Origin of the sequence: Frankia gtarii, assembly GCF_025403375.1 — a bacterium.
Classification (GTDB): domain Bacteria; phylum Actinomycetota; class Actinomycetes; order Frankiales; family Frankiaceae; genus Frankia; species Frankia gtarii.
Window position 1 is genome coordinate 1 of the sequence record NZ_JAMPTM010000206.1, and the last position, 12,268, is coordinate 12,268.

Here is a 12,268-nt window from a genome sequence, read left to right on the forward strand (position 1 = left end):
GCCCCAGGCCGGGGCCACCCCGGCTGCGAAGTCCGCGGCGCCGGCACCGTCCGCGGCGCCGGGACGGATGCCGGACTGGTCGTCGTTCCTGAACTTCCCGCTCAAGGGCTTCCGGATGCACTTCGAGATCGGGCTGTTCGCCTCCTACCGGCTCATGCAGCTCGTCCTGCCCGACATGATCGACCTGGGCCGGGGATCGATCGTGAACATCAGCTCGGTGGCCGGGTTCATCCCCGGTGAGGGACCGTATGCCGAGCCCGGCACGCCCGGCCCGCTCGCCTATGGCGGCAACAAGGCGGCCCTGCACCACCTCAGCCAGGCCGTCGCGGTCGAGGCGCAGGCCTACGGGATCGCGGTGAACGTGCTCTCGCCGTCGGAGCCCGTCATCACCCCCGGCAACCTGGTCGCCGCCGCCGGGGAAACCGACTGGGCCAGCCCCGAGGAGTTCGCCGAGGCCACCGTCCTGGTCGCGCTCGCCGACCCGGCGACGACCAACGGCCAACTGCTGTGGAGCGACGACGTGCTGCACCCCGACCTCGGCCGCCGCGGCTGGCTGCGCCCCACGTAGCCGGGTGGCGGACCGGCCTTCGCCCTTCGCAGCCAGACAACGGCCAGACAACGGCCAGACAACGGCCAGATCATGCCGAGGCCACAGCACGGTTTTGAGCGTGAAACCGTGACCAGTCCTCGGCATGATTCTGTGCCCGACCGATGACGACTGGGGCAATAGCCGGCGCCACGCCGCGCCTGGACCTCGTCCCAGCCCGTGCCGCCCAAGGTGGCGGCACCGGCTCGTTTAGACGAAGCCGGCGGTGAGGTGCGGGGTGTAGGGCTTCTCGAGCTGGGCGATCTCGTCGGGGGTGAGGGTGAGGTCCACGGCGGCGACGGCGTCGTCGAGGTGGGAGAGCTTCGTCGCCCCGATGATCGGCGCGGCGACGGTGGGGCGGCTGAGCAGCCAGGCGAGCGCCACCTGGGCTCGGGGGAGGCCGCGTTCGGCCCCGATGCGCGCCACCTCGTCGACGATGGCCCGGTCGCCCTCGGCGTAGAGCTTGCGGCCGAACTCGTCGGTCTCGGTGCGCGCGGTCGTCGCGTCCCAGTCGCGGGTGAGGCGGCCGCGGGCCAGCGGGCTCCACGGGATCACGCCGACACCCTGGTCGGCGCACAGCGGGAGCATCTCCCGCTCCTCCTCGCGATAGATCAGGTTGTAGTGGTTCTGCATCGACGCGAACCGGGTCCAGCCGTGGGCGTCGGCGACGAACAGCGCCTTGGCGAACTGCCAGGCGTACATCGACGACGCGCCGATGTAGCGGGCCTTGCCGGCCTTCACCACGTCGTGCAGGGCCTCCAGCGTCTCCTCGATCGGGGTACGCGAGTCCCAGCGGTGGATCTGGTAGAGGTCGACGTAGTCGGTCCCGAGCCGGCGCAGGCTCGCGTCGATCTCGGTCATGATCGCCTTGCGGGACAGGCCACGGCCGTTCGGGCCGCGCCGCATCGGCCCGTGCACCTTGGTCGCCAGCACGATCTCGTCGCGGTTGGCGTACTCGGCCAACGCCCTACCGGTGATCTCCTCGCTGCTGCCGGCCGAGTAGACGTTCGCCGTGTCGAAGAAGTTCACCCCGGCCTCGATCGCCCGGCGGAAGAACGGCCGGGCGGTGTCCTCGTCCAGCGACCAGGGGTGGGCGCCCCGGCCCGGTTCGCCATAGCTCATACAGCCCAGACAGATGCGGGACACGTCCAACCCCGTCGAGCCGAGCTTGGTGTACTGCACTGGGCCTCCTCGCATCGTCGCCGACTCGCATCGTCGCCGACGCACAGCCTCATCGCCGACGCACAGCATCGTCGCCGGCGCCCGGTCGCGTCCGCGGGGAACGCGATCGGGCGCCGGCAGCCGCCCTGTGTCCTGCCGGGCTTCGAATCCTGCCGGGCTCAGACCTCGATGAGGACCGCGCCGCCCTGCCCGCCGCCGGCGCACATCGCGGCGATGCCGATGCCACCGCCGCGGCGGCGCAGGTCATGCAGCAACGTGATGATCATGCGGGCGCCGGAGGCGGCGACCGGGTGGCCGAGGCTGCAGCCGGAACCGCTGATGTTGACGGTGCCCTCGTCGAGGCCGAACTCCTTGACGGCGGCCACCGGCACGGACGCGAACGCCTCGTTGATCTCCCAGAGCGCGACGTCCTTCGTCGTCAGCCCGGCGCGGCCGAGGACCTTGGAGATGGACTCCAGGGCGCCGAAGCCCATCCGCCGCGGCTCGACGCCGGCAGCGGCCCACGCGCGGACCTTCGCCAGGGTCGGCAGGCCCTCGGCGGCGGCCAGCTCGGCGCCGACGAGGGTGACCGCGGCCGCGGCGTCGTTGACGCCGCTGGAGTTGCCCGCGGTGATGTTGAAGCCGGGGATCTCCGGGTGCAGGACCTTCAGCGACGCCAGCTTCTCCAGCGTGCTGGAGCGGCGCGGGTGCTCGTCGACGGCGAACTCGCGGAACGACCCGTCCGGCGCCTGCACCTTGATCGGCACGATCTCGTCGACGAAGCGGCCCTCGTCGATCGCGGCGACGGCGCGCTGGTGGGAGCGGTAGGCCCAGGCGTCGAGCTCGTCGCGGGTCAGCCCCGCCTCCTTGGCGGTGTTCCAGCCCACCGAGATGGACATGTCCATGTTCGGGGCCTCGGGCGAGTCCGGGTGGGTCGCGGGGATCCAGTCCTCGAACTGGTCGGCGGTGCCCAGGACCCGGCGGCTCAGCTTCGGCCCGGTGGACGTCGCCTGGACGCCGCCGGCGACGACGATCTTCTCCATCCCGCTGATGATGCCGGCGGAGCCGTTGCCGATCGCGGTGAGGCTGCCGGCGCAGTGCCGGTTGACGGCCTGCCCGGGAACGCTGGTCATGCCGAGGACGACTGCGGCGTAGCGGGCGAGGTCGCCGCCGCCGTACATCGACTCGGCGAAGATGACGTCGTCGATGCGGGCCGGGTCGAGGCCCGAGCGGCGCACGGTCTCACGCAGGACCACCTCCGCGAGCTCCTCGCCGGTGGTGTTGACCAGCGAGCCCTTGAAGGCCGTGCCGATCGCCGTGCGCGCCGCGCTGACGATGACGGGATCTGACATGACGGTCCACCTTTCACAGGGTGAGGGCTTCCAGCGGAACGCCCCCGGACAGGAACCTATGGTAAGCATTACCGGGATATCAACAGTAATACCGCGGGATGCGGCCGTGAGCTGACGATAACGTCAACTCGTGGCCGGATGCCCATGATGCAGGCCCCCTCTCGCCGGACGCCCACCCGGGATGACGGTGGGCCCGAAGGAGAAACCGTGGATCTCACAGGATCGTCCGCGCTGGTCGTCGGGGGCGCGGGAGGCTTCGGCGAGGCCACCGTGCGCCGCCTCGTGCAGGCCGGCGCCAAGGTCGTCATCGCCGACCTGGCGCAGGACAAGGGCAAGACCCTCGCCGACGAGCTCGGCGAGCAGGCCGTCTTCGTCTCCACCGACGTCACCAGCGACGAGTCCGTCGAGGCGGCGATCGCCGCCGCCGTCGAGCTCGGCCCGCTGCGCGCGGCGGTCGTCGTGCACGGCGGCCCGGCGGCCGGCAAACGCCTGGTCAACCGGTCGGGCCAGGCCTACCCGGTGGAGACCTTCCAGCGGACCATCGACATCTTCCTCGTCGGTACGTTCCGGGTAGTCAGCAAGGTCGCGGGGGCGATGTCGCAGAACGAGCCGCTGGACTCCAACCAGCGCGGCGTCATCATCACCACCGCGAGCATCGCCGGCTTCGAGGGCCAGGTCGGCCAGACCGACTACTCGGCGGCCAAGGGCGGCGTCATCGGGTTCAACCTCACCGCGGCCCGCGACCTCGCCCCCACCGGCATCCGGGTCGTCTGCATCGCCCCGGGCACCTTCTTCACCCCCGCCTACCGGATGGAGGAGGCCGAGGCCCAGGCCAAGTGGGGCCCCGGTGTGCCCAACCCCAAGCGGATGGGCCACGCCGACGAGTACGCCAAGCTCGCCCTGTCGATCGTCGACAACGACTACATCAACGGCGAGACGATCCGCATCGACGGGGCGCAGCGCTTCAACATCTGACGCCGCGTCCCCGTCAGCCCGCCCGCCCGGCGGTGCCGAACACCTCGGCGCCGTCGGGCCGCTCGGCACCGCCGGGGACCTCGGCGCGGCCGGGCACCTCAGCGCAGCAGCGCTTCCACGAGGACGCCGGCCTCGGCCGCGGGACGCCACGCGTCGACCTCGCCCGCGCCGTCCCGGCCTGCCACTCCCCCACCCGCTGCACCGCCGCCCGTCCCTGCACCGCCGCCCGTCTGTTCTGCTCCGCCCGCGTCGCCGGTGAGCAGACCGCGGCGCTGCAGGTGCAGCAGGTGGGCGTAGGTTTCGCCGACCGCCGAGCGGCGCACGATCCCCTGGGACTCGCTCCACGGCCGCGACCAGGTCAGCCGCTCGGCCACCGCCATCGTCGTCGGCCCGTCGAGCTCGACGACCGCCTCGACCACTTCGCGCAGCCGCGCCCGGTGATGCTCCTGAAGCTGGCGCACCCGGGCCCCGAGGCCGCGGAAGCGGTACTCGTGGGCGGGCAGCACCTCGTCGACCGGCATGTCCTCGATCGCCGCGAGCGAGCCCAGGTACTCCCCGAGGGTGTCCGCCCGCACCCGCGGCGACGGGCTGATGTTCGGGCTGATCCGCGGCAGCACGTGATCGCCGGTCAGCAGCACGTTGTGCTCCTCGTGGACGAAGCACAGGTGGCCGGGAGTGTGCCCGGGGGTCCACAGCGCGCGCACCGCGGCGGCGTCGCCGAGGGGGCGGTCGCCGTCCTGGAGCAGCACGTCGGGCGGATCGCGCCACTCGGGCGGCCCGTCACCGTTGGGGAACAGCGCGGCGATCTCCGCGTCGGGCATGCCGCGCCGGCGCAGCCAGATCCGGTCGGCGGCGCGGAAGTCGGAGATGCTGGCGAACTGGTGGGAGGCCGCCACCTCCAGTTCGTGGATCATGACGGGGGCGCCGGACTCCCGCCGGATCCGCCGGGCGAGGCCGAAGTGGTCGGCGTGGCCGTGGGTGATGAGGACCGCGCTGACGTCGCCGATCTCGTGCCCGGTGGCGCGCACCCCCGCGACAAGGCCGTCCCAGGCGTCCTCGCTGGGCCAGCCGGTGTCGACGAGGACGGGCCCGCGCGGGGTCTCCAGCAGGTAGGCGAGCACATACCGCAGCGGGCTCTGCGGGAACGGGGTCGGCACCGACCACAGACCCGGGCGAACCTGCTCCACCGGTGGCAGGACCCGGTCCCGCCAGGCCTGCTGCTGAACCTGCCCGGTCACGATGAACGACTGGTCGTCGACCGTCACGCTGGCGCCTCCTGTCGCTGGGTGCCGTCGACGCCGCCGTGCGCCGGGCATGCCTCGACGCGCCGCACGGCGCACGCGGTGGCCGCCCCGGGCATCGCGGCGGCGGCATCGCGGCGGCGCCGACGGCGGGCCGGGATGGGATGGGCGTGCCTCAACGCATGTTGGGTTCCCGCGGCAGGCCCAGGATCCGCTCGGCGATGACGTTGCGACCGACCTCGGAGGTGCCGCCGGCGATGGTGAGCGCCCGGGCGAACAGGTAGCGGTAGGCGAGGTCGGCCTGTTCGCCGGTCACCCCGGCGGCGGCGGCGATGCTCATGCCGAGCTCGGTGACGTGCTGGGCGTGCTCGGCGGACAGCAGCTTGCTGACGTTGCCCTCGGCCGACGGCTCGCTGCCGGCGACGGCCCGCTCGACCTGGCGCAGGTTGATCAGCCCCATGGCGACCTCGACGGCGACCAGCCGGCCGACGCGGCGGGCGAGCTCGGTGTCCCCGGCGGCGTAGCGGGCGTGCAGGTCGACGAGGCCGACGGCGGTGTGGCCCTCGTCGGCGCCGTGGCCGGCGCCGATCGTCACCCGCTCGTTGCCCAGCGTCGCGCGGGCCACGATCCAGCCGGCGTTGATCTCCCCGACGACGTCGGCGTCGGGGACGAACACGTCGTCGAAGAAGACCTCGTTGAACAGGGCGTCGCCGGTGATCTCCCGCAGCGGCCGGACCTCGACGCCGGGCGCGGACAGGTCGATCGCCACCGCCGTGATGCCCTTGTGCTTGGGTGCCGTCGGGTCGGTGCGGACCGTGGCCAGGCCCCGGTTGCAGTTCTGCGCGTCCGACGTCCAGACCTTCTGGCCGTTGATCTTCCAGCCGCCCTCGACCCGCTCGGCGCGGGCCTGCACGGCGGCGGCGTCGGAGCCGGCGTTCGGCTCGCTGAACAGCTGGCACCAGCGCAGCTCGCCGCGCAGGCTGGGCAGCACCCAGCGCTCGATCTGCTCCGACGAGCCGTGCTGGGTGAGGGTGAGCAGAACCCAGCCGCCGATGCCGAGGTTCGGCAGCTCGATGCCGGTGAACTCCTCGTCGATGACGAGCTGCTCGGCGGCGTCCGCCTCGCGGCCCCACGGCTTGCGCCAGTGCGGCACCAGGTAGCCGCTGTCGACGAGCAGGTCGCGGCGCTCGGCCTCGGCGGCGCCGTGGTAACGCTCGACGAACTCCCGGGCCTCGCGACGGTACTGCTCGGCCTCGGGCGGCAGCTCCACGGCGAACACCCGCCGGACGCCGTCGCGGGTCAGCGCGTAGACGTCGTCCTCGGCGCCCTCGATCGGGCCGGCGAGCGCGGCCAGCGTCGCCGCCCGGCGCAGGTACAGGTGGGCATCGTGCTCCCAGGTGAAGCCGATGCCGCCGTGGAGCTGGATGTTCATCCGGGCGTTGTGCTGGTAGGACGACAGCGCCACCGCGGCGGCGACGGCCGCGGCGAGCTCGGCCTCGGCCCCGTCGGCGGCGACCCGCGCGGCGTCCCAGGTCGCGGCGGTGGCGAGCTCGGTGGCGACGAGCATGTTGGCCAGGTGATGCTTGACGGCCTGGAACCCGCCGATGATGCGGCCGAACTGCTCGCGCACCTTGGCGTAGTCCAGCGCCATGTCCAGGGTGGCCCGGGCACCGCCGACCGCCTCGGCCGCGGCGACGACCCGCAGGATGCGCACGGCCGCAGCCCGCCCACCGCGCAGCAGGCCGGCGGGGTGCGCGGCGACGGCGGACAGGCCGAGGCCGGCGAGCCCGAGTGACGGGTCGAGCGCGTTCGTCGGGCGCAGCGTCAGACCCGCGGAGTCCGCGGCGACCACCGCAAGATCGTCACCGACCGGCACGAGGTGGATGCCGGCCCACACCGCGCCGAGCGCCGCGGGCGCCTCGCCGCTGAGCGCGCCGGCGGCGTCCGCGGTGACCGCGCCGAGCGACGAGAACGAGGCGATGACTGAACCGTCGGCGAGCCCGGGGAGCAGCTCCGCCTGCTGCCGCGGCGACCCGACGGCGGCCACGACGGCGGAGGCGACCACGGTGGGCAGCAGCGGGCCGGCGGCGGCGCGGCCGCCCAGGCCCTCGGCGACGATCGCGAACTCCGCCAGGCCGAAGCCGGAGCCGCCGTGCTCCTCAGGCAGGTGCAGGCCCAGCCAGCCGAGGTCGGCGATCTGCCGCCACTGCGGGCCGAGCGCCCCGGGGCCTCCGTCGAGCGCCCGCCGCGACGCCGCGCGCAGGTCGTTCGCATCGGCGAAGGTGCGGACCACCTCGGCGAGGGCCTTGTGGTCGTCGCTAATCGCCAGGGCCATCGTGTCTCCCTCCAGCGGGCTGCCGTCGCCGCATCACCAAGCGACCCGGAGTTCCCGCCGACCATGATTTGTAAACCTAACCGTAAGCCTTTCGAACAGGCTCCGTCCACAGATCCCGCCGCTCGACCAGGCAGGCCGGGTGCGGACACCCGGATCGACAATAGGCACGCTAACCGCACGCCCCGCCACAGGTCGACGGACATCGCCCGATGACCGGGACAGACGAACCAGAACAGACCAACCAGGGCAAACCGATGGGGACGAACGGACGCGGACGAACGGACGACGAGCCAGGGCGGGCGGACGGGCCAGGGCGGACGGCCCCGGCGGCTGCGGCTGCGGCTGGCGCCGGGTCAGGCGACGTCGCGGTCGTGCGCCTGCTGGGGCAGCAGGCTCCGCAGACCGAGAATGATGTTGTTGATGCCGAACGCGAACTCCTCCGGCGGAGCCGCGGCCTCGGGCGGCCGCTCGGTGAGGAGGAATCCGCGGGCGTAGGTGGCCAGCGTGGCGAAGGCGTGCCAGGCCAGCAGCGGCGGGAACCCGGCCGCGTGCAGCCCGTCGAGCAGCTCCGCCGCCCGTGGCCATGCCTCGACCACCTCCTGGCGGGTGGTGGCGCCGATGCGCCGGACGACGAGGTCGCAGGCCAGGTCGTCGGCGGTGAGTGCGGCGTGGCAGTCGTCGAAGAACCCGCGGAGCATGTCCTCCCAGTCGCCGGTGCGCAACGGTGGCATGCCCTCGTAAAAGGCGGACAGCGCCTGCCCGGTCATCGCGTCGAGGAGCTCTCGCTTGCTCTTGTAATACCAGTAGATGCTCGTGACACCGACGTCAAGGAATGCCGCGAGCCGCGGCATGCTGAGCTGATCGACGGGCGTGTCCCGGCAGAATTCGAAGGCCCCCGAAAGAATCCCCGCCGCGTTGATCGACCCCCGAGCACGCCGCGACCGGGACCGCTTGGCGTTCGTGTTCGCTGTGGGGGGCACGCGCAGCCTCCGCATCGTCAGGACGAGCCTGGCCCCGCCCGCCAGGACCATCCCGATTATGCTACCGGATGGTTCTCCGGATGCCGTGAGACGTGCGCCGCACCCTGCGGATGCAGGGATTGTCCGCGGGTCGCGCACCAGACCCCGCCACCGCCGCGCAGCCGCCTCGCCGCCCGCCACCGGCCCCCGCCGCGGACACCTACTCCGAGGAAGTCCGGTAAGCGACCACCCAGGCCGATGCGTTCCAATCCGAAACCTGGAAAATCTTATGGGTATACCCTTTTATCGAGAACGGATCGGGCACGGCCAGGAAGGCAGCGCATTACCGCAGATCCCGGCCGCAGATCCCGGCCGCAGATCCCGGCCACGGATCCCAGCCACGGATCGCGGCCGGCACCGGCGGAGCGGTTGAGCCCCCTCGATCGCGGCGGGGAGAGACAGGCATGGCTCCGGCATCTTCGATCTTGGTGTTCCGCGGAACATGCGCCACGCGGTCGGCAGATGCTGGAGGTTAATCCCGGTTCGCCGGCTCGAAACCGTCATCAGGCTCCAGCAACTCCCGCCGCAACCGTGGGCCGGCAGGTTGCGGCGCAGGGAGAAGGGAGTTGAGCCGGTCGAGAGCCAGACAGCCGGTGAGGAGACAGCGGTCGGGCTGGCTTCGCGCGAGTTCCCTGATCCGGATCCGCGAGCCGTCGGGTCCGCGAGCCGTTCGGTCGGCGGGCGGGTCGCGTGTGGGCGGCAGAGGCACGGGAGAGTGCCTCCGTGGTTCTTCTGGTGGGTTCCGCGTCTGCTTTTGTCTCTACAGAGGGACCAGGCGGCGCCCCTCCCCTGCACACCACCCGCGAACCCGGTGCCGATGAAGCCGACCCCCGTTGTCGGGTTGTAGGCGGGCGGTCCGGGCGGAGACAGGCCGGTGGCGGGGATCGGGGAACTCCCACGAACCACACCCTGATCCCAACGCGACTCGCACCCTAGCCCCGGAGAGTGACGAGGCTCGCCCCCCCTCGAACCCCGCCCGAGTTCCTCCGTGATCCGCATATCTTCCCAAACTTTGTGACAGATGCCGAGGAAGCGGCATATCTTCACGCCTGAGTCCGCATCCGCGGAGCTCGGTGCAACGGAGCACCCCATGCTTACTCACGGAAGTCGGTCACTTCCTGTGCATGAGGTTCCACTCATCCCTGCCGTACGGCCAGGGTCGGCGCGCGGTCCCGCGCCAGGCCCGAGCAGCCGACAGCGTCCAGGCAATCCCGGGCCAGGGGCCGTCCTCGTCGCCGTCGTCGTCGCCGTCGTCGTCCCCGGGGTGAAACCGCCCGCCGAGCTCCTGGATACGGCCACGTGGGATGCGGTCAGTTGGGACAGCCGCACCCCGCCGCGCCAAGCAGATCGCGGTCGCGCGCCCCGGACCAACGGAACGCCGGGTGCCCGCCATTCATTCGCGTCCTCCCATCGGACAACTGTTATGGGGACCACCGAACACATGCCAGCGACACACCCGTCACCCAGACGCCCGTTCGCCGCCCTGCTCGCGGCGTTGCTCGCAGCCCTGGTCGCGCTCGTCACGCTCACCGCCTGTGGCAGTGATTCCGACGGCGGCTCCGGCAAGCCCGCCGCGGCGGCCACGTCGGCCGCGGCGACGACCCACGAGGTCGTCGACATGTCCGGCCGGCACGTCACCGTGCCGACGCATCCGAACCGGATCGTCACCAACTATCCGGCGGTCACCCAGATCATCTTCATGCTCGGCGGGATCGAGCGGGTCGCCGGCGTGCCGCTGAGCAACCTCACGACCCTGCCGCTGTTCAAGAAGATCTACCCGCCGCTCGCACAGAAGAAGGCGGTGTTCGGCGCCGACACCACCACCGTCAACACCGAGACCCTGCTGGCCCAGAAGCCGGACCTGGTGGTGCTGAGCTCCGGCAACGCGTCGCTCGTAAAGAAGATCACCGATCTGGGTGTGCCGGTGGTCCAGATCGCCTCGTTCCCGAACTACTCCAAGCTCAACGACGGCGTCACCTTCCTCGCCGACGTGCTCGGCGGCGATTCCCCCAAGCGGGCCCAGCAGTACGTCGAGTACGTCGACGGAAACGTCGCCCAGATCAACAAGGGTCTTGCGAGCCTGCCGGCGACCGACCGACCGAAGCTCTACTACACCGCCAACAACCCGCTGAACACCGAGGGTGGCGGCTCGATCATCGACAACTGGTCGACGCTCGCCGGGGGCACGAACGTCGCCACCGTGAACGGCGTTCAGGGCACCATGAAGGACGTCTCGATCGAGTCGATCGTCAAGTGGGACCCGGAGTACGTCTTCTGCCGTGACGCCTCGTCCTGCACGAAGATCCAGGCGGACCCGCGCTGGTCCTCGGTCGCCGCGGTGCGCGACAAGCACCTGATCGTCAACCCGCGGGGCGTGTTCGTCTGGGCCGCACGCAGCGCCGAAGAGGCCCTGCAGCCGATCTTCGTTGCCAAGACCCTGCACCCCGCGCAGTTCACCGACGTCAGCGTCGAGCAGGAGATCAAGGACTTCTACAAGACCTTCTACTCCTACAACCTGACCGACGCCGAGGTCACGGGCGTCCTCAACCCGACCACCCCCTGACCCATCCCGACGCCCTGGCGCCCTGAGTCCTCGGCGCCCTGACTGTCAGTCCCGGCCGGCCCCCACCCGGGCCGGCCGGGAGCCCCTCCCCCGTCGCCGACGGCGAACCGCCCAGGTCAGGCCCCGTTCCGACCGATTCGTGACCATCCGCTAGGGTTCCGCCCCAGTGACTTCGGGGGAGCAAATATGGCGGGTCGTCGGGCAGCGGTCGATTTTCTGGCGGGACGCGGCGGCAAGATCGCACTCGGCGTGCTCGGCGCCGTCGTAGCCATCGTCATCGTGGTCGGGAGCTTCGGCGGCTCGTCGAAGCCCGCGAACCTGGCCGACGCCTCCTCCCGAGCCGCGAACTCGACGTCGCCGCCCGCCGCGGCGGCAACGCCCCTGTCCGCCCTGTTGGCGTCGGGGTCGCCGTCGGACGCCGGCTCGCCATCGCCCGACGGCGCGCGGCCGGAACTGCCGTACTCGGCCGCTCTGGCAGAGGCGTCCGACACCGGCTCCGGCTTCGTGCTTGGCGCAACGACAGGCAGCGGCACGGGCGGCGACGGCACGGCCGGCAGCGGGACTATCGGCGAGGATGCGCTGGCTCCCGCGGCGGCGGGCGGCCCGACGCAGGCGTCCGGGTCGGTCTACTACGACAACTGCACGGCAGCCCGCGACGCCGGCGTCACCAACCTGCACAGCGGCGACCCCGGCTACCGGGCCGGACTCGACGCGGACGACGACGGCATCGCCTGCGAGGATGCGTCGTCGAGGTCGACGTCGACCGCGACCGCGTCGAGACCGGTGGCCACCGCCAGCACGGCGCCGGCCACCGGGTCGGGATCGACGTACTACGCGAACTGCACGGCGGTCCGCGACGCCGGCGTCACCAACCTGCACAGCGGCGACCCCGGTTACCGGGCCGCACTCGACGAGGACGGCAACGGCATCGCCTGCCAAACCCCGTCGTCGACGTCGTCGACGACGTCGACGTCGTCGACGACGTCGACGGTGCAGCAGCCGCCGACGGCACCCCCCACGACTCCGGTCGTCGCCG

Annotated in this window: 9 protein-coding genes; 4 read left to right on the top strand and 5 right to left on the bottom strand. The window is 71.8% G+C overall.

Annotation, left to right across the window (positions count from 1 at the left end; translation table 11 throughout):
• Window positions 1–568, top strand: a 568-nt coding sequence (locus NBZ83_RS23650) for an SDR family oxidoreductase (protein ID WP_261575817.1), incomplete at its 5' end; no start/stop codon positions are given.
• A 228-nt stretch (window positions 569–796) separates the two neighbouring features.
• On the opposite strand, the gene NBZ83_RS23655 is transcribed toward NBZ83_RS23650, so the two are convergent.
• Window positions 797–1,768: an aldo/keto reductase gene (locus NBZ83_RS23655; RefSeq protein ID WP_261575818.1), complete on the bottom strand. Its 972-nt coding sequence runs from the start codon at window positions 1,766–1,768 to the stop codon at window positions 797–799.
• 158 nt (window positions 1,769–1,926) lie between these two features.
• Complete coding sequence (locus NBZ83_RS23660) at window positions 1,927–3,099, bottom strand: thiolase family protein (protein ID WP_261575819.1); 1,173 nt, start codon at window positions 3,097–3,099, stop codon at window positions 1,927–1,929.
• 207 nt (window positions 3,100–3,306) lie between these two features.
• On the opposite strand from NBZ83_RS23660, the gene NBZ83_RS23665 reads away from it, so the two are divergent.
• Window positions 3,307–4,074 carry an SDR family NAD(P)-dependent oxidoreductase gene (locus tag NBZ83_RS23665; RefSeq protein ID WP_261560217.1) on the top strand — a complete coding sequence of 256 codons (768 nt, stop codon included), beginning with the start codon at window positions 3,307–3,309 and terminating at the stop codon, window positions 4,072–4,074.
• A gap of 98 nt (window positions 4,075–4,172) precedes the next feature.
• On the opposite strand, the gene NBZ83_RS23670 is transcribed toward NBZ83_RS23665, so the two are convergent.
• The 3 genes from NBZ83_RS23670 to NBZ83_RS23680 form a co-directional block, all read right to left on the bottom strand.
• Window positions 4,173–5,339 (bottom strand): MBL fold metallo-hydrolase, encoded by a 1,167-nt coding sequence (locus tag NBZ83_RS23670; RefSeq protein WP_261570572.1) that lies wholly within the window; start codon window positions 5,337–5,339, stop codon window positions 4,173–4,175.
• Between the two features lie 151 nt (window positions 5,340–5,490).
• Complete coding sequence (locus tag NBZ83_RS23675) at window positions 5,491–7,650, bottom strand: acyl-CoA dehydrogenase family protein (RefSeq protein WP_261570571.1); 2,160 nt, start codon at window positions 7,648–7,650, stop codon at window positions 5,491–5,493.
• 353 nt (window positions 7,651–8,003) lie between these two features.
• The gene (locus NBZ83_RS23680) at window positions 8,004–8,630 is read right to left on the bottom strand and encodes a TetR/AcrR family transcriptional regulator (RefSeq protein WP_261570570.1); all 627 of its coding nucleotides are present in this window, start codon (window positions 8,628–8,630) and stop codon (window positions 8,004–8,006) included.
• 1,480 nt (window positions 8,631–10,110) lie between these two features.
• Between NBZ83_RS23680 and NBZ83_RS23685 the strand changes: the two genes are divergently transcribed.
• Window positions 10,111–11,232, top strand: coding sequence for an ABC transporter substrate-binding protein (locus NBZ83_RS23685; protein ID WP_261575820.1), 1,122 nt, complete (start codon window positions 10,111–10,113; stop codon window positions 11,230–11,232).
• 186 nt (window positions 11,233–11,418) lie between these two features.
• On the top strand, window positions 11,419–12,268 hold an 850-nt coding region (locus tag NBZ83_RS23690), incomplete at its 3' end, for an excalibur calcium-binding domain-containing protein (RefSeq protein ID WP_261575821.1).